The organism is Rhodospirillum sp. A1_3_36, assembly GCF_047263945.1.
Lineage (GTDB): Bacteria > Pseudomonadota > Alphaproteobacteria > Rhodospirillales > Rhodospirillaceae > Rhodospirillum.
Window position 1 is genome coordinate 1 of sequence record NZ_JBLAVB010000034.1, and the last position, 24,681, is coordinate 24,681.

Annotated in this window: 20 protein-coding genes and 2 pseudogenes; 15 read left to right on the forward strand and 7 right to left on the reverse strand. The window is 65.2% G+C overall.

The features are described from left to right. Positions 1 to 472: FecCD family ABC transporter permease (locus tag ACLIRY_RS25270; RefSeq protein WP_413208201.1), on the forward strand; the 472-nt coding region annotated here is incomplete at its 5' end. A gap of 210 nt (positions 473 to 682) precedes the next feature. On the opposite strand, the gene ACLIRY_RS25275 is transcribed toward ACLIRY_RS25270, so the two are convergent. Continuing rightward, entirely contained in the window at positions 683 to 1,564 is an 882-nt protein-coding gene (locus ACLIRY_RS25275; RefSeq protein WP_413208217.1) for a LysR substrate-binding domain-containing protein, read from the reverse strand. Between the two features lie 116 nt (positions 1,565 to 1,680). Here ACLIRY_RS25275 and metE point away from each other — a divergent pair, with 116 nt between their 5' ends. Next, the gene (gene metE / locus ACLIRY_RS25280; RefSeq protein WP_413208202.1) at positions 1,681 to 3,975 is read left to right on the forward strand and encodes a 5-methyltetrahydropteroyltriglutamate--homocysteine S-methyltransferase; all 2,295 of its coding nucleotides are present in this window, start codon (positions 1,681 to 1,683) and stop codon (positions 3,973 to 3,975) included. A 41-nt stretch (positions 3,976 to 4,016) separates the two neighbouring features. On the opposite strand, the pseudogene ACLIRY_RS25285 reads toward metE, so the two are convergent. Both ACLIRY_RS25285 and ACLIRY_RS25290 read right to left on the reverse strand, forming a co-directional pair. Beyond that, positions 4,017 to 4,223: pseudogene (locus ACLIRY_RS25285) on the reverse strand (short-chain fatty acyl-CoA regulator family protein); the annotation flags it as partial. A 52-nt stretch (positions 4,224 to 4,275) separates the two neighbouring features. Next, positions 4,276 to 4,677 carry an acyl-CoA thioesterase gene (locus tag ACLIRY_RS25290; RefSeq protein WP_413208203.1) on the reverse strand — a complete coding sequence of 134 codons (402 nt, stop codon included), beginning with the start codon at positions 4,675 to 4,677 and terminating at the stop codon, positions 4,276 to 4,278. Between the two features lie 132 nt (positions 4,678 to 4,809). On the opposite strand from ACLIRY_RS25290, the gene ACLIRY_RS25295 reads away from it, so the two are divergent. Beyond that, positions 4,810 to 6,237 carry a short-chain fatty acyl-CoA regulator family protein gene (locus ACLIRY_RS25295; RefSeq protein ID WP_413208204.1) on the forward strand — a complete coding sequence of 476 codons (1,428 nt, stop codon included), beginning with the start codon at positions 4,810 to 4,812 and terminating at the stop codon, positions 6,235 to 6,237. 39 nt (positions 6,238 to 6,276) lie between these two features. Here the strand turns inward: ACLIRY_RS25295 and folB are convergent, their stop codons facing one another. Continuing rightward, complete coding sequence (folB, locus tag ACLIRY_RS25300; RefSeq protein ID WP_413208205.1) at positions 6,277 to 6,690, reverse strand: dihydroneopterin aldolase; 414 nt, start codon at positions 6,688 to 6,690, stop codon at positions 6,277 to 6,279. A gap of 299 nt (positions 6,691 to 6,989) precedes the next feature. Between folB and prpC the strand changes: the two genes are divergently transcribed. Genes prpC through ACLIRY_RS25320 form a run of 4 tightly spaced genes read left to right on the forward strand, consistent with a single transcriptional unit; the run spans position 6,990 to position 12,893 of the window. Beyond that, positions 6,990 to 8,165: a 2-methylcitrate synthase gene (gene prpC / locus ACLIRY_RS25305; protein WP_413208206.1), complete on the forward strand. Its 1,176-nt coding sequence runs from the start codon at positions 6,990 to 6,992 to the stop codon at positions 8,163 to 8,165. A 13-nt stretch (positions 8,166 to 8,178) separates the two neighbouring features. After that, on the forward strand, positions 8,179 to 10,818 hold the full coding sequence (acnD, locus tag ACLIRY_RS25310; RefSeq protein WP_413208207.1) for a Fe/S-dependent 2-methylisocitrate dehydratase AcnD: 2,640 nt from the start codon (positions 8,179 to 8,181) through the stop codon (positions 10,816 to 10,818). Beyond that, positions 10,815 to 12,014 carry a 2-methylaconitate cis-trans isomerase PrpF gene (gene prpF, locus ACLIRY_RS25315; RefSeq protein WP_413208208.1) on the forward strand — a complete coding sequence of 400 codons (1,200 nt, stop codon included), beginning with the start codon at positions 10,815 to 10,817 and terminating at the stop codon, positions 12,012 to 12,014. The genes acnD and prpF overlap by 4 nt, the downstream gene beginning before the upstream one ends. 18 nt (positions 12,015 to 12,032) lie before the next feature. Further along, positions 12,033 to 12,893 (forward strand): isocitrate lyase/PEP mutase family protein, encoded by an 861-nt coding sequence (locus ACLIRY_RS25320; RefSeq protein ID WP_413207855.1) that lies wholly within the window; start codon positions 12,033 to 12,035, stop codon positions 12,891 to 12,893. Between the two features lie 17 nt (positions 12,894 to 12,910). On the opposite strand, the gene ACLIRY_RS25325 is transcribed toward ACLIRY_RS25320, so the two are convergent. After that, positions 12,911 to 13,270 (reverse strand): tyrosine-type recombinase/integrase, encoded by a 360-nt coding sequence (locus ACLIRY_RS25325; RefSeq protein ID WP_413208218.1) that lies wholly within the window; start codon positions 13,268 to 13,270, stop codon positions 12,911 to 12,913. Between ACLIRY_RS25325 and ACLIRY_RS25330 the strand changes: the two genes are divergently transcribed. Beyond that, entirely contained in the window at positions 13,269 to 13,526 is a 258-nt protein-coding gene (locus tag ACLIRY_RS25330) for a helix-turn-helix transcriptional regulator (RefSeq protein ID WP_413208209.1), read from the forward strand. The genes ACLIRY_RS25325 and ACLIRY_RS25330 overlap by 2 nt on opposite strands. Then, the gene (locus tag ACLIRY_RS25335; RefSeq protein ID WP_413208210.1) at positions 13,523 to 13,942 is read left to right on the forward strand and encodes a thermonuclease family protein; all 420 of its coding nucleotides are present in this window, start codon (positions 13,523 to 13,525) and stop codon (positions 13,940 to 13,942) included. The genes ACLIRY_RS25330 and ACLIRY_RS25335 overlap by 4 nt, the downstream gene beginning before the upstream one ends. A gap of 463 nt (positions 13,943 to 14,405) precedes the next feature. On the opposite strand, the gene ACLIRY_RS25340 is transcribed toward ACLIRY_RS25335, so the two are convergent. Both ACLIRY_RS25340 and ACLIRY_RS25345 read right to left on the reverse strand, forming a co-directional pair. Then, the gene (locus ACLIRY_RS25340; protein WP_413208219.1) at positions 14,406 to 14,720 is read right to left on the reverse strand and encodes a recombinase family protein; all 315 of its coding nucleotides are present in this window, start codon (positions 14,718 to 14,720) and stop codon (positions 14,406 to 14,408) included. A gap of 144 nt (positions 14,721 to 14,864) precedes the next feature. Then, a pseudogene (locus ACLIRY_RS25345) lies at positions 14,865 to 15,149 on the reverse strand (Bro-N domain-containing protein); the annotation flags it as partial. Positions 15,150 to 15,612: 463 nt separating this feature from the next. Here ACLIRY_RS25345 and ACLIRY_RS25350 point away from each other — a divergent pair. The 6 genes from ACLIRY_RS25350 to ACLIRY_RS25375 all read left to right on the forward strand — a co-directional run. Next, the gene (locus ACLIRY_RS25350) at positions 15,613 to 19,659 is read left to right on the forward strand and encodes a CHAT domain-containing protein (protein ID WP_413208211.1); all 4,047 of its coding nucleotides are present in this window, start codon (positions 15,613 to 15,615) and stop codon (positions 19,657 to 19,659) included. After that, entirely contained in the window at positions 19,656 to 19,934 is a 279-nt protein-coding gene (locus tag ACLIRY_RS25355; protein ID WP_413208212.1) for a hypothetical protein, read from the forward strand. Before ACLIRY_RS25350 ends, ACLIRY_RS25355 begins: the two co-directional genes overlap by 4 nt. A gap of 110 nt (positions 19,935 to 20,044) precedes the next feature. Then, complete coding sequence (locus ACLIRY_RS25360) at positions 20,045 to 20,599, forward strand: ParB/RepB/Spo0J family partition protein (protein WP_413208213.1); 555 nt, start codon at positions 20,045 to 20,047, stop codon at positions 20,597 to 20,599. Next, positions 20,589 to 21,410: a hypothetical protein gene (locus tag ACLIRY_RS25365; RefSeq protein WP_413208214.1), complete on the forward strand. Its 822-nt coding sequence runs from the start codon at positions 20,589 to 20,591 to the stop codon at positions 21,408 to 21,410. The genes ACLIRY_RS25360 and ACLIRY_RS25365 overlap by 11 nt, the downstream gene beginning before the upstream one ends. 395 nt (positions 21,411 to 21,805) lie before the next feature. Further along, entirely contained in the window at positions 21,806 to 22,645 is an 840-nt protein-coding gene (locus ACLIRY_RS25370; protein ID WP_413208215.1) for a hypothetical protein, read from the forward strand. Further along, a partial coding sequence (locus tag ACLIRY_RS25375) for a strawberry notch C-terminal domain-containing protein (protein ID WP_413208216.1) occupies positions 22,621 to 24,681 on the forward strand: 2,061 nt, incomplete at its 3' end. The genes ACLIRY_RS25370 and ACLIRY_RS25375, both read left to right, overlap by 25 nt.

Genomic DNA, 24,681 nt, shown 5'->3' on the forward strand with positions numbered 1-24,681 from the left:
GCGGGCCGCTTATTCCGTGCTGTTCTGGACCGCCGGAGGGTTGGGTTTGGCCAGTTGGGACAACCTGTTCCTGGGCGCCATCGGGGCTTTGTTGGCCGTCGGTACGGGTTGGAGCCTCCGCCATCGCTTGGATGCGCTATTGGGTGGGGACGAAACCGCCCACTCCCTGGGGGTTCATGTGGCCAGACTGCGCTTGATTGTCTTTGTCCTCTGCGCTTTGTCGACTGCGGCCCTGGTGGCCCTGTCCGGTGTGATCGGGTTTGTCGGCCTCATGGTTCCTCACCTCGCCCGGTTCCTTGTTGGGGTGCGCCATGGGGGACTGGTTCTGGCCTCCGCGCTGATCGGGGCTGTTCTTCTGCTGGCCAGCGATCTGGTCAGCCGGACCTTACTGGCTCCCCAAGAACTTCCCATTGGGATCGTCACCTCCGCCCTCGGAGCGGCTTTCGTCCTTGGCTTGGTGCTCCGGCGGTGACGGTCCTGGCTTCCAATGGCCTGTGACAGTGTCTCGTCTCTTTTGGGCGATTGCCCAAGCCCATTTGGGGGCGAATGCCCCCACCCCCCATTTTTCTTTTACAAATAAGCGCTTGGGGTCTGGGGCCTTTCGGCCCCAGTGGGGGACGGGGCAAAGCCCCGTGACTGAAAAGGACTGACTGTCGTGTACTCTGGCTTCAACCATCGTGATCTAATCGGGTCGGGCTTCGTTTATGAAGTCCAAGAGGAAGGGAGAGGCATCATCCACCTGTCGGATCGCGGCGAACAGGGTGCGCTTCAGGCCGCTCTCGGTGAGAGGTTTTGCGACCAACCGGCTCTCCTTGCCCGGTTCCAGCACCACCCAATCGGGAAGCACCGCCACGCCCCGTCTGCTGGCCACCAGAAGGCGGATGACGGCGGTCAGTTCCACCCGTCGCGTGGCCGCCGGTTCCACCCCTGCGGGCCCCAGGAACAGGGTGAACACATCCAGACGGTTCCGGTCTACGGGATAGGTGATGAGCGTTTCCCCCTCCAGGTCCCGGGGCTCGATGAAGGCCTTGTCCGCCAAGGGATGGGACGGAGCGGCCACGAGCAGGGCTTCGTAATCGAACAGGGGTTCAAAGGTGACGTCGGGCAGGTCTTCCGGGTCGGAGGAGACGACGAGATCCACGTCCCCCCGGCGCAGGGCGGGGAGGCCGTCGAAGCTCGCCCCCAGGAGAATATCCACGTCCACTTCCGGCCATTTCTCCCGGAAGCGCTCCAGAACCGGTAGCAGCCACTCGTAACAGGCATGGCATTCGATGGCGATGAACAGGCGACCGGTCTCGCCCCCGGCCATGCGCTTCAACTCCCGTGCCCCCTGGTCCAGCCGGGGTAAGACATCCTCGGCCAGGGCCAGCAGCTTTCGCCCGGCGGGGGACAGGCGCAGGGGTTTACTGTTGCGCAAATAGAGCGACAGGCCGAGGGAACCCTCCAACCCCTTGATCTGATGGGACAGGGCCGATTGGGTCACGTGGAGGCGATCCGCCGCGCGGGCGAGATTGCCGGTCTCGTTGATGGCCGATATCAGCCGCAAATGACGGGTTTCAAGGATCATGGGGTGTTCCGTGAAGAAAACTCATAATCATCTGTAGGAAAATGACGTTGTTTCAATGTTAGAGACGTTCCACCCTCCCGTCACCCAAAAACAGGAGACGGAAAGGATCCGCCATGACAACCGCCCATACCCTCGGCTATCCCCGCATCGGCCCCCGCCGGGAGATGAAGAAGGCCGTCGAGGCCTATTGGAAGGGGGAGATCGATGCCCTTGCCCTGGAGACGGTGGGCCAGGACCTGCGCGCTGCGGCTTGGGCCCGGCAGAAGGCGGCGGGCCTGGATATGGTCACCGTCGGGGACTTCTCCTGGTACGACCACATGCTCGACATGAGCGCCATGCTGGGCGCTGTTCCGCCCCGCTTTGGTTGGTCCGGCGGGAGCGTGGACCTGGACACGGTTTTCCGCATGGCCCGGGGGCGGGCGCCTACGGGTGCTCCCGCCGCCGCCTGCGAGATGACCAAGTGGTTCGATACCAACTACCATTACATCGTTCCGGAACTGCATGTCGACCAGACCTTCGCCCTGTCCTCGGACAAACTGTTCCGGGAGGTGGAGGAAGCCCGCGACCTGGGTCATGCGGTCAAGGCGGTCATTCCCGGTCCGCTGACCTGGCTGTGGTTGGGCAAATGCAAAGGGGGGGATTTCGACCGCCTGGACCTGTTGACTGGTATCCTGCCGGTCTATGGTGCCATCCTGACCCGTCTGGCCGATCTGGGTGTCGGTTGGGTTCAGATGGATGAACCCGCTCTCGCCCTGGACCTGCCGGGCGATTGGCGCGCGGCCTATGACGCCACGTATGGCATGCTCTCCCAGACGGGACCGGCTCTGCTTGTCGCCACCTACTTCGGTGTCCTGGACAACGCCATCGATCTTCTGGTGGACCTTCCCGTCGCGGGCGTTCATGTGGACGGGATCCGGGGTGGAGACGACACGGAATACCTGGCCCAACGCGTGGCGGCGCCGAAGGTGCTGTCCGTTGGCGTCGTCGATGGGCGCAACGTCTGGCGCGCCGATCTGGACGCGGCCTTGGCGCGCCTTCACCCCTTGAAGGCGATCCTTGGGGAGCGTTTGTGGGTCGCGCCCAGTTGTTCCCTGCTCCACGTCCCCGTCACCCTGTCCGCCGAGGAGGACATGGATCCGGAGATCCGGTCCTGGCTGGCCTTCGCCGAGGAAAAGTTGGAGGAGATCCACACCCTGAAACGGGCCTTGGATCTGGGTGAGGCCAAGGTGGCCGAAGCCCTGTCCGCCGCCCGCGACGCCATCGCCAGCCGCCGGTCCTCTCCGCGCATCCATCGCCCCGAGGTCGCCACGCGCATGGGAGGCGTCGGCGAGGCCATGACGCGGCGGATCTCCCCCCATGGGGAGCGGGCGAGCAAGCAGCGGGATTGGCTCAAGCTGCCCGCCTATCCCACGACCACCATCGGTTCCTTCCCGCAAACGGTCGAGATCCGCGCCGCGCGCCGGGATTTCAAGGCGGGTCGCCTGGCGGAGGCCGATTACATCCAGCGCATGAAGGATGAAATCGCCCTGGCGGTGCGCAAGCAGGAGGAGGTCGGGCTGGACGTTCTGGTCCATGGTGAGCCCGAACGTAACGACATGGTGGAGTACTTTGGCGAGCAGTTGGACGGCTTCGTCTTCAGCAAATTCGGCTGGGTCCAGTCCTACGGTTCGCGCTGCGTCAAACCGCCGATCCTCTTCGGGGACATTATCCGTTCCAAGCCCATGACGGTGGCGTGGTCCGTCCATGCCCAGTCCCTGACGGCCAAACCCATGAAGGGAATGCTGACCGGTCCCATTACGGTTCTGAACTGGTCCTTCGTGCGCGATGACCAACCCCGGTCCCGGACCTGCATGCAACTGGCCCTGGCCCTGCGTGACGAGGTCCAGGATTTGGAGAAGGCGGGCATCCGGATCATCCAGATCGACGAGGCGGCATTCCGCGAGGGGTTGCCCCTCCGCAAGCGGGATTGGGCCGAGTATTTGGATTGGACCGTGCGGGCCTTCCGGGTAACCGCGTCCGGCGTGGCGGACACCACCCAGATCCACACCCACATGTGCTATTCGGAGTTCAACGACATCATCGAGGCAGTGGCGGACATGGACGCCGACGTGGTGACCATCGAGACCTCGCGCTCGGACATGGAGTTGCTCGATGCCTTCGTGGATTTCCAGTATCCCAACGAGATCGGGCCGGGGGTCTATGACATCCATTCGCCCAATGTCCCGACGGTGGAGCACATGGTGAACCTGATGACCCTGGCGGCCAAGCGTATCCCCGCCGAGCGCCTGTGGGTGAACCCGGATTGCGGTTTGAAGACCCGGGGCTGGGCCGAGGTGGATCCCTCGCTGGCGAACATGGTCGCCGCCGCCAAGGAACTGCGGTCCCGGAACGCGCCCGCGTCCTTGTAGGCGAAATCCTCCGGGAGAGCGATGGGTCGCTCTCCCGGGGCTTAACCGAATTCAAAGGCAGAGAGGTTCTTGCGGCTGGCGTCCAAGACCAGGGGGCGGTTCTTGGGCGGGAAGGCCCGGGCCGGACAGTTGGACCGCTCGCAGGTCCGGCAGGTGACGCCGATGGGCGTCAGGGACGCTGGATTGCCCAGATCCAAACCATCCCCATAAACCACCTTGCGGGCATGGATCATCTCGCAGCCCAGTCCCCAGCCCGTTGGCTTGGCGCGGAAACCGCCTCTCGGTTTCCGCGCCCTTTTTTTAGGCTTGGGTCATCATGGCGCCGGGCTCGACGGGAACGGGGTGGCCGTTTTCATCCACGGAGACCATGACGAAGCGGCCCTGGAGCGCGAGGCGACGGTCGCTCCGCCCGATGGTTTCGGCGATGGCCTCGACAAGGACGGTCATGGAGGTTCGCCCCGTCGCTTCCACCCGGGCCGTCAATTCCAGCATTTGCCCGACCTTGACGGGGATCTTGAAGTCGATGCGTTCCGACGCGGCCATGACCACCGCGCGCCCGGCCATGCGGCTGGCGGCGATGACCGCGGCCTTGCCCATCAGGTTCAGCGCTGTTCCGCCAAAGAGCGTGCCGTAGTGATTGGCTTGCTCGGGAAAGATCATCTCGATGAAGCGGCTTTCCGATTGTCCTGTCGTGGTGTTCATGGGGGTCTCTCTTGCGAAGTTTGAAGATATTTGCAAAACTACGCTTTCTCTATTTGGCTATGTTCAGGGAATTGGTGTCAATTTGCGAGTGAATATGGTCGATTTAGCAAATTTTGCAAAGGAGGGGGCCGAATGCGGAAACTCTTCATGGGCGCGCGGCTTTCCCGGTTGCGCGAGGAGAGGGGGCTCACCCAGGCGGCCCTGGCCAAACAGTTGGACCTGTCCCCCAGCTACCTGAACCAATTGGAGCGCAATCAACGTCCCCTAACCGTTCAGGTCCTGCTGCGCATCAACGCGGCTTTCGGGATCGACGTTCAGGTGTTTTCCGAGGACGAGGAGGCCCGCTTGGTCGCGGACCTGCGCGACGCCCTGGGGGAGTCCGGAAGCGGTGTCTCTCTCGCGGAAATCAAATCCTTGGCCACGGACATGCCCGAAATTGGCCGGGTGCTTGTCGCGCTGCATCGGCGGGCCCGCGCCGGCGAGGACCGGTTGGAGGCCCTCGCCACCATGGCGGGGGCGCCCGCGTCGCCCCAGGACTTGGCGCCTCCCCTCATGGCCCCCCCCCTCATGCCTTATGAGGAGGTGCGCGATTTTTTCTACGACCGCCACAACCATGTGGCCGAGCTGGACGACGCGGCCGAACGCCTGTTTGAGGAGAACGGCTTGGTCGTTGGCGGCGTGGACGAGGGGTTGGAGCGCCTTCTCCGGGATCGGCATGGCATCCTGGTTCGGATGGAAGGGGGAGAGGACCTGGGAGGTCCCCGTCATTTCGACGTGGGGACCCGCGTTCTCCGCCTGTCGCGGTCCCTGCACCGGGGGCAACGGGCCTTTCAAATGGCGACCCAACTGGCCTTTCTCGACCAGGGCGCCGTTCTCGATGCCCTGGTCGAGGGGGCGCGCCTGTCGAGCCCCGAGGCGCGGGCCCTGGGCCGGATCGGCCTCGCCAATTACTTCGCGGGCGCCCTGGTTCTCCCCTACGGCCTGTTCCTGGCCGAGGCGGAGGGCGCGCGGTACGATATCGATCTTCTCGCGGGGCAATTCGGCGTAGGGTTCGAGACCATCTGTCACCGCCTGTCCACCCTGCAACGGCCCGGTGCCCGGGGGGTGCCGTTTTTCTTCGTTCGGGTGGATCGGGCGGGGAACATATCCAAGCGTCAATCGGCGACGGATTTCCACTTTTCCCGGGTCGGGGGCGGCTGTCCCCTTTGGGCCGTCCATGAAGCCTTTGAAAGCCCGGGTCGGATTTTGACCCAGGTGGCGCGCATGCCCGACGACCGAGCCTATCTCTGGATCGCCCGGGCCTTGACCCGGCGCCACGGGGGGTATGGCAAGCCGGGGAAAACCTTCGCCCTGGGGCTGGGGTGCGATTTGCGCCATGCCTCCCGGTTGGTCTACGCGCGGGGTCTTGATCTGACCGATCCGACCGCGGCCACGCCCATCGGCGCGGGGTGCAAGGTTTGCGAACGGCCGAATTGCCCCCAACGGGCCTTCCCCCCCATGGGACGCCCGGTGGTCGTCGACGAACACCGGGGGCGCTTTGTTCCCTACGCGACCACGTGAGGCCCTACGCGACCACGTGAGGACGGAGAGGGCGATCTGTTATCGCGGGTCGTAGTCCCGCGCGATCCGCTCGATTTCCACCCCGGCCCCCAGGGAATCGGTGATGGCCTCTGGTTTCTCGACACGGACCCGCGCGCGGCGGACACGGGGGTCGGAAAGGCTCATCTCTGCGATCCGTTCCGCCAGCGTCTCCACCAGGTTGATGTGTCCAGCGGTCACGATACCTTTGATGTTTTTGGCCAATTGGCCGTAGCAGACCACGTTCTCCAAGTTATCGTCCACGGGAGTTGTCCCCTCGACAACGGCCAGATTGAGGTTGACGCGGATGGTTTGATCACGATCGCGTTCGTCCGCGTTGACGCCAATCCGTCCCTGGATATCCAGGTCTCGAATAAAAACATGGCGGTGGGCCCGGTCGGCCGAGGAGAAGGGGGAGGAAAAAGATGGGATCATGGGAGGCCTTTCGAGGAGGGAGGGGGCGATGGCCGGACGCTAAGGGGGATGACGGTCCTGAATCAACGTCATGTTTCTAATAAAGATTATTAGATTCCATCATTTTTCCGCCGCCATGGCTCGGGTGACTGGCGGCCTGTTCGCAATCCTCGCACCTTCGCGACTTGGTGTTCGCGACCCGCCGCCTTTTCAGTCATTCACCGCTTCATGGGCATTTCGCATGATGCCGCCGGGCGTAGACAACGGCGAAGACCGGTCCGAGACGCCCTAACGGGACGACCGCAAAGGAGGACATGCCCATGACCATCGCCAGTATCCAGCCTGAAGGGGTCGCGCCGCCGCCTTTCAAGCCGAAGAAGTCCGTGGCCCTGTCGGGCGTCGCGGCGGGCAATACGGCCCTGTGCACCGTTGGCAAGACCGGAAACGACTTGCATTACCGGGGCTATGATATCCTCGACATCGCTGAACGCTGCGAATTCGAGGAAGTCGCCCACCTGCTGATCCACGGCAAGCTGCCGACCATCGCCGAATTGGCCGCCTATAAGGCGAAACTGAAGGCCCTGCGCGGTCTTCCGGTCAGCGTGCGGGACGCCCTGGAATGCCTTCCGGCCTCCGCCCATCCCATGGACGTGATGCGCACGGGCGTGTCGGCCCTGGGCTGCGCCCTGCCGGAGAAGGACGATCACAGTCTTCCCGGCGCCCGCGATATCGCCGACCGCCTGATGGCCTCCCTGGGGTCCATGCTGCTCTACTGGTACCACTGGTCCAACAATGGCAAGCGGATCGAAGTGGAAACCGATGAGGACTCCATCGGTGGGCATTTCCTGCGGTTGCTCCACGGACGGGCGCCGTCGCCCCTTTGGGAGCGGGCCATGCATACCTCCCTGACCCTCTACGCCGAACACGAGTTCAACGCGTCGACCTTCACCGGGCGGGTCATCGCCGGGACCGGATCGGACATCTATTCGGCCATCACCGGAGCGATTGGCGCCCTGCGCGGTCCCAAGCACGGAGGCGCCAACGAGGTCGCCTTCGAGATTCAGAAGCGCTATGACACCCCGGATGACGCCGAGGCCGACGTCCGCCGTCGCGTGGCCAATGGCGAGGTGGTCATTGGTTTCGGCCATCCGGTTTACACGGTTTCCGATCCCCGCAACCAGGTGATCAAGGGCGTGGCTCACAAGCTGTCCGTGGCCGCGGGATCGACCAAGATGTTCGACATCGCCGAGCGCCTGGAAGCGGTCATGTGGGACGTGAAGACGATGTTCCCCAACCTCGATTGGTTCAGCGCCGTCAGCTACCACATGATGGGTGTTCCCACCGCCATGTTCACCCCGTTGTTCGTCATCGCGCGCACCTCCGGCTGGGCCGCCCACATCCTGGAGCAACGGATCGACAACAAGATCATCCGCCCCAGCGCCAATTACGTGGGTCCCGAGGATCAGCTCTTCGTCGCCATCGACCAGCGCCAATAGGATGGGGGCCCCCATGAATTCCGCCTATCGCAAACCCATGGCCGGGACGGGTGTCGATTATTTCGATGCCCGGGCCGCGGTCGATGATCTCCACCCGGGAGCCTGGGATGGGCTTCCCTATCTCTCCCGCGTCCTCGCCGAGCAACTGGTGCGCCGCTGTGATCCTGCCTTGTTGGAGGACGCCTTGTGGCAATTGGTCGAGCGGCGGCGGGACCTGGATTTCCCCTGGTATCCCGCCCGCGTGGTCTGCCACGACATCCTGGGGCAGACCGCCCTGGTGGATCTGGCGGGGTTGCGCGAGGCCATCGCCGCCCAGGGGGGGGATCCGGCCCGGGTCAATCCGGTGGTGCCGACCCAACTGATCGTCGACCATTCCCTGGCCGTCGAACACGGGGGCAATGACCCCCTGGCCTTCGAGAAAAACCGGGCCATCGAGGACCGCCGGAACGAGGATCGGTTCCACTTCATCGAATGGAGCCGCCGGGCCTTCGAGAACGTGGACGTGATCCCCGCCGGAAACGGCATCATGCACCAGATCAACCTGGAACGGATGTCGCCGGTCATCCAGGTTCGGGACGGGGTCGCCTTCCCCGACACCTGCGTGGGCACCGACAGTCACACGCCGCACGTGGATGCTCTTGGTGTCCTCGCCATCGGCGTGGGGGGCCTGGAGGCGGAAACGGTGATGCTAGGCCGGGCGTCGATGATGCGGCTGCCAGACATTGTCGGTGTGCGTTTGACCGGGGCGCGGAAAGCGGGCATCACCGCCACGGACCTTGTCCTGGCCTTGACTGCGTTTCTGCGGGCGGAACGGGTTATCGGCGCCTGGATCGAGTTTTTCGGCGAGGGCGCGGCCCAACTATCCGTTGGCGACCGGGCGACGATTTCCAATATGTGCCCCGAATATGGGGCCACGGCGGCTCTGTTTCCCATCGATGACCGCACCCTGGATTACCTCCGCTTGACCGGACGGGACGCGGACCAGGTGTGCCTGGTCGAGACCTACGCCAGGATCGCCGGTTTCCGGGCCGAGGATGTGCGCGGCGCGGTGTACGAACGGGTTCTGGAGTTCGATCTCTCGACCGTCGAGCGGTGCATGGCCGGTCCCTCCAGCCCCCACCGGCGCTTGCCGACCGTGGATCTGGCCGAACGGGGGATCGCGCTGGGCCTCGACAAGGCCCGCGAGGAGGAAAGGGCGGGACTCCTCCCCGACGGTGCTGTGATCATCGCCGCCATCACCAGCTGCACGAACACCTCCAATCCGCGCAACGTCATCGCCGCGGCGCTGCTCGCCAAGAAAGCCAACGCCCTCGGCCTGACTCGAAAACCCTGGGTCAAGACCTCCTTCGCGCCGGGGTCGAAGGTGGCGCGCCTCTATCTGGAAAAGGCCGGATTGCTTGTCGAACTGGAAGGCCTGGGCTTCGGCATCGTCGCCTATGCCTGCACCACCTGCAACGGCATGTCCGGCGCTCTGGATCCGGCGATCAAGGGGGAAATCCTGGATCGGGACCTTTACACGACCGCAGTCCTGTCGGGGAACCGGAACTTCGACGGGCGCATCCACCCCCATGCCAAGCAGGCCTTCCTGGCCTCGCCACCGCTGGTGGTGGCCTATGCCCTCGCCGGGACCATCCGCTTCGATATCGAGCGCGATATCCTAGGGCGAGGTCGGGACGGAAAGCCGGTTCGCCTCGCCGACCTCTGGCCCTCCGACGGGGAAATCGACGCCATCGTGGCGGCCTGCGTGACACCCGACCAGTTCCGCCTCGTCTATGATCCCATGTTCGCGGGGCGGGGAAGTGACGGTGACCGGGTGAGCTCGCTGTATGACTGGCGCCCCCAATCCACCTATATTCGCCGCCCGCCCTATTGGGACAGGGAGGGGACCGGCGCCATGGCTGCCTACCCCCGGACTTTGCGGAACATGCGGCCCCTGGCGATCCTGCCCGACAACATCACCACGGACCACCTGTCCCCCTCCAACGCTATTCTGGCCTCCTCGGCGGCGGGGGAATACCTCACTCGCATGGGCCTGCCGGAGGAGGACTTCAATTCCTACGCCACCCACCGGGGCGACCACCTGACCGCCATGCGGGCCACCTTCGCCAATCCGAAGCTGATCAACGAGATGGCGGTGGTCGACGGCGCGGTGACGCAGGGATCCCTGACCCGCCTGGAGCCGGAGGGCAGGGTGGTGCGCATGTGGGAGGCCATCGAGACCTATCTGGAACGCGGACAACCGCTGATCATCGTCGCCGGAGCCGACTATGGCCAAGGCTCCAGTCGGGATTGGGCGGCCAAGGGCGTGCGCCTCGCCGGGGTCGAGGTCATCGTCGCCGAGGGGTTCGAGCGCATCCACCGCACCAATCTGATCGGCATGGGCGTTTTGCCCCTGGAATTCAAGCACGGGACCACGCGGCTGACCCTGGGCCTGGACGGGACCGAAACCTACGATGTGGAGGGCGCCCGGGTGCCAGGGGCCGACTTGACCCTGATCATCCGCCGTGGGACTGGAGAGGTCCTTCGCGTGCCGGCGACCTGCCGCCTGGATACGGCGGAAGAGGGGACCGTTTACGAGGCCGGGGGTGTGTTGCAACGCTTCGCCCAGGACTTCCTGGCCTCGGTGGATGACGAAAGGAATGCCGTATCATGAATTTCGCTCCACAAATCCGCATCCCGGCCACCTACATGCGCGGGGGAACCAGCAAAGGGGTCTTCTTCCGGTTGGAGGACCTGCCGGGCCGGGCCCAGGTTCCCGGCGCGGCGCGGGACCATCTGTTCCTGCGTCTCATGGGAAGCCCCGACCCCTACGGCAAACAGACCGATGGTATGGGGGGCGCCACCTCCAGCACCAGCAAATGTGTGATCCTCTCCAGGAGCGGGCGACCGGACCATGACGTGGACTATCTCTATGGGCAGGTGTCCATTGATGGCGCTTTCGTGGATTGGTCGGGGAATTGCGGTAATTTGACCACGGCGGCGGGGGCTTTCGCCCTCCATGCCGGTCTGGTGGAGCGGAGCCGTGTGCCGTTGGACGGTGTTTGCGTCGTGCGCCTCTGGCAGGCCAATATCGGCAAGACCATTCTCGTCCATGTTCCCATCCGTGGTGGTCAAGTCCAGGAAACCGGAGATTTCGAATTGGACGGTGTGACCTTTCCCGCAGCGGAAATCGTTCTGGAATTCCTCGATCCCGCCGAGGAGGGGGAAGACGGCGGCGCCCTGTTCCCCACGGGACACCCCGTCGATGTCCTGGACGTTCCGGAAAGCTTGGTCGCGGGGGGGAAACTCCCGGCGACGCTGATCAACGCGGGCATCCCCACCCTTTTCGTCAATGCTGCGGATCTGGGCTATCGGGGGACGGAAACCCAGGGGGAGATCAATGGGGACGGCGCGGCCTTGGCCCGCTTTGAGGCCCTGCGCGCCATCGGCGCCCTGCGCATGGGGCTGATTGATACTCTGGACGGGGCCGTCAAACGTCAACATACGCCCAAGATCGCCTTCGTCGCGCCACCGGCAGGCTACACGGCCTCCAGCGGTCGGGTGATCCGGGCCGGGGAGGTGGACCTGTTGGTCCGCGCCCTGTCCATGGGGAAATTGCACCACGCCATGATGGGCACGGCCTCCGTGGCCATCGCCACCGCTGCAGCCATTCCGGGAACCCTCGTGGCCCAAGCCGCCGGGGAAAGGGGGCGGAGCGCCGTGCGGTTCGGCCATCCCTCCGGCATCCTGCGCGTGGGCGCGGAAGCCCGGTTGGAGGAGGGCCGATGGAGCGTGACCAAGGCGGTCATGAGCCGGAGCGCCCGCATTCTCATGGAAGGCTGGGTCCGTGTACCCGGCGATTGTTTTTAGGTTTATAGGGGAGTTTTCATGTCCACGCGCAAGCAGCTCAAGACCCTCGTCGAGGCCCGTCGGGGCGTCATCGTTCCCGGTGCCTTCAATGCCCTGTCCGCCAAGGTCATCGAGGACCTGGGCTACGAGGCCATCTATGTCACCGGGGCCGGAGTGACCAACATGTGGTTTGGCATGCCCGACCAGGGGTTCATGGGGTTGGCGGAGATCGCCGATCACACGGCGCGGATCCGCGACGCGGTTTCGCTTCCCCTGCTCGTGGATGCCGACACGGGCTTTGGCAATGCCCTGAACGTCTATCACACGGTGCGGACCCTGGAGCGGGCAGGCGCCGATTGCATCCAGTTGGAGGACCAGGTGGCGCCCAAGCGCTGTGGCCACTTCTCGGGCAAGGCCGTCATCTCGACGGAGGAAGCGGTGAGCAAGATCAAGGCCGCCGCCGATGCCCGCCGGGATCCGGACCTGCTGATCATGGCCCGCACCGACGCCGCGGCTGTCCACGGCTTCGAGGCGGCGGTGGAGCGCGCCCAACTCTTCGCCGAGGCGGGGGCCGATATCCTGTTCGTTGAGGCCGTGACCACCGCTGAGGAAATCCGCGCCTTGCCCCGGCGTCTGGACCGTCCCCAGTTGATGAACATGGTCATCGGCGGCAAGACACCCATCTTCAATGCCACGGAGCTGGCGGATTTGGGCTTTGGTATCGTGCTCTATGCCAACGCTGCGCTCCAGGGCGCGGTTTCGGGGATGCAGAAGGCGCTGACGGTGTTGCGCGACGAGAAGGAAGTGAAGGAATCCAGTGGCTTGGTTGCGCCCTTCGCCGAACGCCAACGGCTGGTGGGTAAGCCCGCCTGGGATGCCCTGGAAAGCCGGTACAGTTGAGTGCTGCTTCCCGGGGGCTACGACGAAGACGGCATCGCGTCGCCGAAGACGTCGGAGACCTTCCCGGCGGCGGTTTTGATGGGGTCGTTGGTCAAGTGGGCATACCGCGCGGTGGTTTGAAGTTGTGTGTGCCCCAAGAGCTTTCCGATCATCGGCAATCCCTCGCCAAGCGCGAGGGCGCCGCTGGCGTAGGAGTGGCGGAAGTCATGGATCCGAACATCGGGAAGTCCCGCCTGCTCTCGGATCCGTCGCCACGGATGTTGGAGGTCTGTCAGGCGCGCCCCGTCCTTCCGCCTGGACTCCCATACAGGAAATCCTAAGTTTAAAAAAACTTCTGTACAGGGCGAGGGCCGCGACCGCGATCTTCTGCCCCTGATGCTGGCCGCTTCACCGCGCCTTCAGGAGGGGTTGAGGGGCGAGGATCTGAATGCCCTTCTGCGGCGCCGGAAAGACATCAAGATCACACAGGCGACCATGGCCGAGCGCCTCGGCGTTCACCTTCGCACCTTTCGGCGGTGGGAGAACGGCGAGGACGATCCCCAGGCCATGCTCCTGTTCAAATGGGCCGGTCTCCTGAATGTGCCTCTTGGGGCAAATTTGCCCCATTCCGAGGATGGGGGAGGGGGAAGATGATGGATCTTCTGGCCTGGGTCGTTGCCGGAGTGGCATCCCTTGGCGTGAGTGCCTCCGACCCGGCCTCTCCGGCGCCCGGGGATATCCTGGCCGGTCTCCCGGACCGGGTTTCCGACGGGGACACCTTTCGCATTCAAGGTATCGCCACGCGGATCCGCATCTGGGGCGTCGATGCTCCGGAGCTTTCCACAAGGGAAGGACCCGCCGCGCGGGAGGCGCTCTGCGCCCTCCTTGGGGATGGTCCTGTCGCCTGTCGGGTCATTGATAGGGATCGGTATGGCCGGGCCGTGGCTCGGTGCTTCGCCGGGGACCGGGATTTGGCCGAGGATCTGGTCCGGCGCGGCTGTGCCCGGGATTGGCCGCGCTACAGTGGCGGGGCCTATGCCGGGGTGCCTCGGGCCGGGATGTGCCGATGATCCACCAACAAACCATGGAATGGAGAACGACGATGCAGAAGCCTGTCGGCTGTGTCGTGGTGGTCGCCGGTCTTTTCGCACCAATACTGATGGCCCAGGAACCCGAAGGAATTAAGGGGGAGGAGTGTCGCTGCTCACTCTACAGTACGAGCGTGGATGAAAACGGTCACATAACGACACAAGATGTGAGCGGGATGATTACTCCGGTTACGACCATGTTCACCTATATCGAAAGTCTTCATGGAGACCGGATGACCTTGCGTCTTCTGGAATCGGTGGAGAGCGCGAATATGGAAACCATTTTGTTTGCAGGTGACAGATTCCAGGCGAAGCGGCTGTCACCCTCCTTCCCGGATGGCCGGGAGCGATGGTGCGTCACAGCCATTCTTCCCCAGCAAGGGCAAGGGGCGTCGCATTTCGTGGATGTGGACGGACCTCCCGAATGTTACGCCATGCTCAAAGATCACCATGGTTTGCTGGGGCTGGATAGGCCTGTCCTCGACCAAGTCGTTCGGGTTAGATTGACTGGCAACTTGTTGCTCGACCGGTCGACAATCATCTCCTGGACGGCCTGGAAGGTCGCCTCATCGATGATGGTCAGTTCCGGCGCCGGGGCCTGGATCCATTCGGATCGGGGGCGAAGGATGGACAGGCGCTTGCCCGTATCCGGATGCTTGCGGAACTCCATCTTGTTGAAGGTGATGACCCCCATATACATGGTCTGCCGCAGCAGCCCGTTTCGCGCGCCGCCGAGCCGATCAGGGTGGTGGGACCCCATTTGCCGCCAGTCGGTGCGGGGATGCCCAGGCTGTTCAGGTTCTCGACGATTTTCTTGAGGCTGACGCCCGCCATGTAGTCGCTGAAGATCCCCTTGACGACCTCCGCCTCGGCCTCCGGTCTTGCGGATGGTGGGCAGGACCTCGCCAACCACCCATTCCTCGATGCGCTCCGCCGCAGGCAGTTTGGAGCGTATGATCAGGCGATACATGTCCCGCTCGGGGATGATGATCGTTTGGGGATCCAGGGGGGGTAACAATTCGTTACTCCCTACAGGGCGACTGCATTTGCAGTGGTCGGCGACGGCTTTTCGGGAATTGGTGTATCCCAGAACCTCGGCCAGATCCTTGGCGACGAACCAGGGCTCTCCGTCGATGTTGAGGCCTCGGACGGGTAAAGTGTCGAATTCAAAGGAAATCACGGCGTTCATCGGGTCTCTCCATAAAATAATGCATGAGTAGTGATTTACTCTGTCTCTTGAAGTGGATCAATCAGCAAAAATTCGGCGTACTTGACTTTGAGTTTGGTGGTTTTTTCCGTGATTTTGAAGCATTGCACGTCTTTGCTTGAGTTTGAACGTCTTTGCTTGTCTTCGCTTGTCTCTGTCCGTCTTTGCTTTAATTTGCTTGTCTTTCCCTGTCGTACTGGTGGCAGGTTATGTTCGGTACCGGTACCGAACGCCGTCCATTCTGGACGGTGGCCTTATTCGCGTGCGATGCACACTCAACGATTTCTGGAAAAGGGGAGTGTTTCGGTCGGGGCAAACAACACCATAAGGGTGATTGTTTATCGGTCTTCCGCCTTTCGGCTGTTCCCGATCGGAAAACCCCTTTAGAATAGCTCCATTAGGATAGCCCGGGCAGGCATGGGGTATCGCTGTTGGGGGACTGGACATGGCGGATCTGCGTATCGGGCTAAGCGGTGGCGACCTCGTCTGTACGGACGCCGCGCCGGAAGGGGGGACGGTTCGCAAGCCCCTCGGTCCGGAGGGTGTCGCCCGCCTTGACGCCTGGGCCCGGGCCTATGAGGCGGCGGTGCGGACGCGCCAACCCGATACCCTGCCGTCCCTTGGCCGGGAGATCGCCGATTTCCTGAACGGGGGAGACCTCTGGCTGGATCGCTGCATCCAGCGCAGCGTCGGGCCCATCGCTCTGGAGATCTGCGCCTCGGGTCGGCCGGACGGGGGCGCACGGGCCCTGCTGGATGTGCCCTGGGAGGTGCTGGCCCCCGATGGCCTGTTGCTGGCGGAGGACGCGCGGCGTCCCTTCCTCGTTGCCCGCCGTCTCGGCGGGACCGCAGAGGCCGAGGCGCCGGTTCACGGCGATATCGCCGCCCTGTTCATGGCCGCCGAGGTGGAGGGACAACATGTCCTCGATCACGAACGGGAGGAAATCGCCTTCCTCGACGCCACCCATGGCCTGGGCGCCCATCTTGCGGTCGAGGAGAGCGGCAGTCTCGATGGCTTGCGGCTGCGCTTGAAGCAATCCTCGCGCTGGGACGTGCTGCACCTGACCGGGCATGGCGACCTGGACAAGCGGGGACCCTTCCTGGCCCTGGAGACCCCCGAGGGCGGGCTCGACCGGGTGGACGCCGACCGGCTGTGCGAGGCGCTGGGGGATCACCAACACCTGCCGGGTCTGGTTTTCTTGTCGGCCTGCCGGACGGCGGAACAGGCCGATGGGGATGCGGGCTCCTTCGTCCAGGCGATGGTCCAGTCCGGGGTGCCCAATGTTCTGGGCTGGGACGGGTCGGTCATGGACGATACGGCGATCCGCTTTGCCGCAAAGTTCTATGGGGAACTGGCGGGGGGGCGGAACGTGGTCCATGCCGCGGCGACGGCCCGGCGGGCCGTCCTGGTCGACCACCGGGCCAACCCCGAGCGGGGGGGGCATTGGCATTTGGCGAGGGTCTGGCTGGGGCCGGGCGGCGGCGGGGCCCTCTGCGATCCTTCCTGTCCGACCCGTCCCTTTCGGCCCCGGCGGGATCGGGTCTATCTGGACAAGCGGGGCGAGCGGGTTCCCGTGGCGCCGCCCGAGCGGTTCGTGGGCCGTCGCCGGTCGATCCAGGCGGCGCTGCGGGCCTGGGCCGGGGGAGCGGCTGGGGTGCTTCTCCAGGGTATGGGAAACCTGGGCAAGTCCAGTTTGGCCGAACGCATCGCCAACCGGCTGGATGGCCATGATGTCGTGGTGGTGTTCGAGCGCTACGATGCCCATTCGGTGTTCCTGGGGCTGGTCGACGCCCTGCCCGAGGGGGCGCAACAGGCCGTCCTGGAGGCGCATGAGAAAAAGATCCTCGACGACCCCTCCGCCCTGAAGCGGGTGCTTCAGGAGATGGTGAAGGGGGCCTTCTCGGGCCACGGCGGGACCCGGCCCCTTCTGCTGATCGTCGACGATCTGGAGCGGTGTCTGGCCGAGCCCCGGCGGGGGGAGGCGGCGACACCCTTTAAAACGGCGGAGGACGCGGCGGTGATGGCTGCGATCATCGGCGCCTTCCGGGATGTCGGGGGCGCCACGAAATCGCGCCTGCTGATCACCAGCCGCTATGTTTTTGCCCTGAGCGACGCACGGGGCCATGATCTCGCCGCCCATCTGGCTGTGGTGGCGCTGCCGCCCATGGACGAGGCCCAACGGACCAAGCAGATGCGCACGGCGGCCCGCGTGAGCGGACGGGAACGCGCCCCCGGTGATGACCCGGAGCTGGACCAGCTGGAAGGGCGGATCCGGGCGGCCGCCGGGGGCAATCCGGGCCTGCAGGAAATCCTGACCCGTCCCCTTCTGGAGATCGCCGACCGGGCGACGGCCCTGGCCGCGGCCGAGGGAGCCGTGCGGGCGGTGGAAGGCTACCTGGAGAGCGGGGAGGTCCCGGAGGAGGAGAGTGCCGCCCAGGAGTTTTTCCGGCGGGTGTTCCTGCGCGCCTTCCGGGAAATGGTGACCCCGACGGAGGCCCGCCTGTTCCAGGCGGCGACGCTGTTTTCCCTGCCGGTGCCGGAGGCGGTCCTGGAGGCCGCGGGCCGGGCGGCCAGCGTCGGCGAGGCGGGCCGCGCGCTCTCCCGCCTCCAGGGCCTGGGGCTGCTGGACCGCCATGGCGGCGCGGCGGGGGGCATGGACACGGGCGTCAATCCCCTGGCGCGGCCCCTGGCGGATCCGCTGTCGCCGGAGGACCGGGTGCATCTGGCGAAGGCGGTGGTGGGGCCGCTCTATTCGGCTTGGTCCGATGGGGAGGGCGATCTCCCCGCCCATCCCCGGGCCGTCGAACTGGCCCGCCTGGCGCTGCTCGCCGGTGGCCCGCCGGAGATCGTCAACGCGGCGGCGGACGCGGGCAGTTTCTATCTGTTCGACCGGGCCCACATGGCCGAGGCGGCCTGGGGTCTGGTCCAGGAGGCGTTGGCGCTGCTGGAGCGCCTGGACAGCCCTCCCGCCCTGTCCCTGTTGCGGACCGGCGCGGCCTGCGCCGGGCGGCTTGGCGATGGGGCCGGGCAGGACGCGCTCCTGGCCCGGGCGGCCTCCCTGGCGGGCGGGGATCCGCGCACCGATGCGGCGGTGCTGTTCGACCGGGCGTCTCGATTGCTCCAGGGGGGTGACCCGGCGGCGGCGGAAGCCCTCCTGCGGGCGGCCCTGGAGCGGTTCGACGCGCTGGGAGACGAGCGGTCGCGCGCTGTGACGATGGGGAAGATCGCGGACCTCCTGACGACGCGGGGAGAGACGGAGGAGGCCCTTCGGATCCGTCGGCAGGAGGAACTTCCCGTCTACGAGCGTCTGGGAGACCTGCGATCGCGCGCTGTGACGATGGGTCGGATCGCGGACATCCTGACGACGCGGGGAGAGACGGAGGAGGCCCTTCGGATCCGTCGGAAGGAGGAACTTCCCGTCTACGAGCGTCTGGGAGACCTGCGGTCGCGCGCTGTGACGATGGGTCGGATCGCGGACATCCTGACGACGCGGGGAGAGACGGAGGAGGCCCTTCGGATCCGTCGGGAGGAGGAACTTCCCGTCTACGAGCGTCTGGGAGATGTGCGGTCGCGCGCTGTGACGATGGGGGATATCGCGGACATCCTGACGACGCGGGGGGAGACGGAGGAGGCCCTTCGGATCCGTCGGGAGGAGGAACTTCCCGTCTACGAGCGTCTGGGAGATGTGCGGGAGCGCGCTGTGACGATGGGGAAGATCGCGGACATCCTGACGATGCGGGGAGAGACGGAGGAGGCCCTTCGGATCCGTCGGGAGGAGGAACTTCCCGTCTACGAGCGTCTGGGAGAGGTGCGGTCGCGCGCTATGACGATGGGGAAGATCGCGGACATCCTGACGACGCGGGGAGAGACGGAGGAGGCCCTTCGGATCCGTCGGGAGGAGCAACTTCCCGTCTACGAGCGTCTGGGAGATGTGCGGTCGCGCGCTGTGGCGATGGGGAAGATCGCGGACATCCTGACGACGCGGGGAGAGACCGAGGAGGCGCTTCGGATCCGTCGGGAGGAGGAACTTCCCATCTTTGAGCGTCTGGGAGATGTGCGGTCGCGCGCCGTGACGATGGGGAAGATCGCGGAGATCCTGACGACGCGGGGAGAGACGGAGGAGGCCCTTCGGATCCATCTGGAAGATCGTCTGCCCGTTGCCCAGCATCTGAACGATGCCGACAGCCTGGCCCATATACGGTATGCCTGCGCGATGATCCGCCTCCAGGGGGAGGGGCTGACGGAAGAGACCGCCGGGACCATCCTGGAGGAACTGGGGGAGAGCTTCACCCTGAATTGCAAACTCGGACGCGTGGATGCCATTGGCGCCGTCGGGAGGGTCTTGGGTCAGGTTTTGGCCGCGGTGGGGGCGACCGAGAAGGCGGCGGGTGTGTTCGACGGGGCGGAGGCGGCTTTCGCCAAGATCGGGGATACCCAAGGCGTCGCCGATGTTCGCGCCCTGCGGGAGGAACTGGGAAGGGGGGCGTCATGACCGCCAGGCTGCATATTTCCGGCCCCCAGGCCGAACGCCTCGCCGCCGATGTCGTGGCGGTCCTGGAAGAGGTGTTGGGCACCCCGCCGGAGCGCTTGCCCCGTCCCGCGAGCGCGGAGATCCGGCGCGGAGACCCCATCGCCATCGCCGCCCTGGTGCTGGCCATCCCGGGGGCCGTCGTCGCCACCCTGGACCTCTTCACCGCCGATCTGGACCGCATACTCGATCGGTTGGAGGACAGGTCGGGGAGGGGGCGGAGGCCGCCGACGGGCTGAGGACGGACCTTGGATGTCCTCCCCTGAGAGGGAGAGGAGGGCGCTTCGCTTTGTGGCGGGACAGGGTCCGGGAGAGCGGCTTCCGGCGGCCCGCTGCGGAGTAACTCCCCATGACCACCGGAAACACAATCACCCTGGCCCCCTGCCGGGAAATCCCCTTCAACCAACTTCGGCTCACCCAGTCCAATGTCCGGACCGTCAAGGATGGCGTTTCCATCGACGAGCTGGCCGCCTCTATCGCCCGGCGCGGTTTGATCCAGAGCCTCTATGTGCGTCCGATCCTCGGCGAGGACGGGGCCGAAACTGGGCTTTATGCCGTGCCTGCGGGCGGGCGGCGGTACAGCGCCCTGGAGCGGTTGATCGCGCAAAAGCGGTTACCCAGGACCGGGCCGGTGCCCTGTGTCGTCGGACGGGCCGACGATGCCATCCCGGAGGAGGAAATTTCTCTGGTCGAGAACATCGAGCGGGTGCCGCTCCACCCCCTCGACCAATTCCGCGCCTTCCGCACCCTCCATGACCAGGGCCAGACCGTCGAGGATATCGCCGCAGCCTTCCTGGTTCTACCCTCCGTCGTCAAACAGCGGCTAGAGCAAATCCCGAGCAATCTGGAACAGATTGCGACGACGATTTGCTTCAATGTCAGAGTTTTAGAGCATGTTGCGTGAATTACATTTCACGCAACATGCTCTAAAACTGGTCTCCGTCTCTCCGGTGCTGTTCGAGGCCTACGGCCAGGACGCCATGACCCTGGAGCAGCTCATGGCCTTCACGGTCTGTCCGGACCAGACCCTTCAGGAACAGGTCTGGGAGTCCCTCCGGGGCTCCCATGCCGATACGCCCTGTCACATCAAACGGCGTCTGACGGAGACCACGGCGCGGGCCGCCGACAAGCGGGCCCTCTTCATCGGTGTCGAGGCCTACGAGGCGGCGGGCGGCGTTGTCCTGCGGGACCTGTTCGACACCGATAGCGGCGGCTGGTTCCAGGACGCGGCCCTGCTCGACCGGCTGGTGGCCGATCGGTTGGGGAGCCTCGCCGAGGCGGTCACCAGGGAAGGTTGGAAATGGGTCACCGTGGACGTCGATCTGCCCTATGGCCATCGGCAGGGGTTGCGGGTGCTCAAGGGGACGCCCGTGAGCAAGGCGGATCACGCCGCCCCGGATCGGCCCATGGGCTACGATCCGGAGGAGGTGGCGCGCGCCGGGGTCTTCATCACGCTCTCTTTGTCGGGCGAGGTGGTGGTCGATCGCGGTTTCGTCCGGCCCGAGGACGAGGTGGCCCCAGAGGACGGCCAAGAGGACGCCCCTGGGGGCTTCACCCTGGCCGACAAGGTCGCGATCCTCCATGTGGGCGCCGACGGCCAGACCCGGACACTGGATGCCGAGGCCCTGCTCTCCGGCTCTCCGGAGCGTAATCCAGATGAAGCGTCTGCGGAGCCGGAGGGCGTGACCTTGCCTGCCTTTCTCGCCGCCGAATAATGAATCCGCTTCCTCTCCCGTGTCCTCGAAAATCCGGAAAACCTGCTTCGCAGTTTCTGGGCTCTGCCCAGACCCGCAAAGGGTCGCGGAGCCTTTGATCCCCCAATGGGGGTCCGGGGCAAAGCCCCGTGACGGGAAAACGCCAGCGGTCCTTCACGAAAGGGAGAGAGAGGAGGGAGAAGCGGGCTTGAGCCCGTTTGGTCGAGAGAGAGCACCAGACGGGGTTATACCAAGGTGCGGTGAGTTTGCCTCACCGCACCTTGGAAGCGGCCAAGTGGCCTCCGCGCTTTATGGCGCGTAAAAGCCTGCGTGGCGTTTGAACGCAAGAAAAGCGGCGTGGGTTTCAACCCGCGCCGCTTGGTATTAGTCCGGTCCGCTCTCCCGAAAGATCTCCCATGACCCTTCTGTCTCCGCTTTCGAATCCGCTTCCGGCGCCTCCCGTCTCCACCGCAGCGCCCCTGTTCCCGGCGCGGGATCCCGCCGTCCCCCTTGGCGCTGCGGCGGAACATCTGCTGTCCCTTCTCGAACGGGGGGAGCGCGTCGATGCACCCCGGCTACGGAGCGCCATGGAAAGGGCCTTCAGTGCCACGGACGCCTCCGGCGCCTGGACCCGGAAGGACGCCTCCGGCGCCTGGAGCTGGAAGGCGGCCTATGACGCCTGCGAGGTGGCTCAGGTTCTCTTCCTGCGGAAATACGGCGCTGCCATGCGGGCCCGGGCGGGCAGGCCGGAGGCTCTGCTGTCCATGGTCTCGCGGATCGCCGACCTGCTGCCGACGCAGACCCGGTGCAGTGAAGAGAGCCAGGCGCTCCGGCAATTCTCCACCCCCTTGCCCCTGGCCTTCGTGGCCGCCCAGGCCGCCGGGATCGGGCCGGAGGATGTCGTTTTGGAGCCTTCGGCGGGTACGGGACTGATGGCGGTTTTCGCCGAACGCGCCGGTGCCCGGCTGGTGCTTAGAGCATGTTGCGTAAATGTGATTCACGCAACATGCTCTAAGTCAGTGACATTGAAGCAAATCGTCACGCCTACGGCGTGCATTCTGCCCGTCGCAATCTGTTCCAGATTGCTCGGGATTTGCTCTAACGAGATCGGCAGAACCCGTGCGGCGCTGCTTCGGCGGCTGTTCCCCGGTGCCGTCCTGTCCTCCCACGAAGCCGCGGCCGTCGATGATCGGCTGGCGGAGGATGTCAGGCCCTCGGAGGCGTCGCGGCCATGGAAGTCCTGGCCCGCGACCTGAAGGCCCTGGGGCTCTACATGGCGCGCTCCCTGTCCTACGAGGGGGTCGAGGTGGAGATCGTCGAGCACAAGCTGACGGACCCCCAGATCGACCTCTACGACGCCTATGCGGAGGCCTTCCAGGTGATCCATCGGAACCTCGACGAGGCCCTGAAAGCCACCCGGATCACCGGCGAGAGCGGTACCCTGAACGGTCAAGCCAAATCCGCCGCCCGCTCCGCCTTCGAAAGCGCCAAGCAGCGTTTCTTCTCCCACCTGCTCACCAGCATGAAGTGTCAGACGCTGGTGGCCGCCGTTGAGGCCGACCTGGAGGCGGGCCATGCGAGCGTGATCCAGATTGTCTCCACCGGCGAGGCGGTGATGGACCGCAAGCTGGCCGAGATCCCCGCCGAGGACTGGGGTGATCTCACCGTCGACCTCTCCCCCCGGGAAATCGTCGGCGCCTACTTGGAGAACGCCTTCCCCACCCAGCTCTATGAAACCTATTCCGACGAAGAGGGAAACCTGTCTTCCCGCCCGGCCTTCGACGCCGAGGGTCATCCCATCCGTTGCCGGGAGGCGGTGGCGGCGCGCGATCGGATGCTCGAACGGCTTGCCACCCTCGATCCCGTGCCGGGTGCGCTGGATCGGATCGTGCAGCACTTCGGCAGGGACTTGGTGGCCGAGGTGACAGGGCGGTCCCGGCGAATTGTCCGCAAACAGGACCGCCTCTGTGTCGAGACCCGTCCGCCCTCGGCCAATCTGTCCGAGACCCAGGCCTTCATGGATGACGAAAAGCGCATCCTCGTCTTCTCCGACGCGGGCGGTACGGGCCGTTCCTATCACGCCGACCGGGGGGCGAAAAGCCAGCGCTTGCGGGTGCATTATCTCCTGGAGGCGGGTTGGAAGGCCGATACCGCCATTCAAGGGCTTGGCCGCTCGAACCGGACCAATCAGGCCCAGGCGTCCCTGTTCCGCCCCATCGCCACGGATGTGAAGGCCGAGAAGCGCTTCCTGTCGACCATCGCCCGGCGCCTCGACACCCTGGGCGCCATCACCCGGGGCCAGCGCCAGACCGGTGGCCAGGGGCTTTTCCGGGCCGAGGACAACCTGGAAGGGGAGCAGGCCCACGCCGCCCTGCGCCAATTCTACGCCCTGCTGGTCCGGGGCGGGATCGAGGGCTGTTCCCTGACCCGCTTCGAGGAGGCCACGGGCCTGTCCCTCACCGACGGGGGAACCCTCAAGGAGGACTTGCCGTCGATCACCACCTTCCTCAACCGCCTTCTGGCCCTGCCCATCGCCTTGCAGAACCTCCTGTTCACCGTCTTCGAAGATCTGATGACGGCCCGCATCGAGGCGGCCAGGGTGGCGGGAACCCATGACGCCGGGGTGGAGACCATCCGCGCCGAAAGCCTGACCGTCACCGAGCGGCGCACCGTCTGGCGCCATGCCAGCGGCGCGGAAACGCGGCTGTTCACCCTCCGACGGAAGGACCGGAATACACCGCTGTCCGTGGACGAAGCCTTGGCCTTGGCCCTTAAGGCGGGGGACAGCGACGGGGGGCGGCTCCTGGTCAACGAACGCTCGGGCCGGGCTGCGATCCGCCTCTCCGCACCGAGCCTGGTGCGCGATGACGGGAGCCTGGAACGGCGCGTCCGCCTGATCCGTCCCATTCAACGGGACACCATGACCGCAGAGGACTTCGCCGACAGCCGCTGGAAGGAGGCGGACGAAGCGGCGTTCCGCACGGCCTGGGAGACGGAGGTCGCGGGCATCCCCGCCTTCTCCACGAGCCTCTTCCATCTAGCAGACTGTCGGATTTTCCCCCGTTCTGGTATTATCCCAAATGGCAAAGTTCAGAAAATTCAACCGAAGTCAGCTGTTTCTGCTGCCCCCCAGTCTGAACGATTGGGTGCCGGAGGACGATTCGACCCATTTCGTGATCGCGGCTGTGGACCGGGTGAGCTTGGATGCTTTCAAGATCAGCCATCGGGCCGTTGGCCAGCCGCGCTATCATCCCCGGATGATGCTGGGGCTTCTGATTTACGGCTCTGCGAA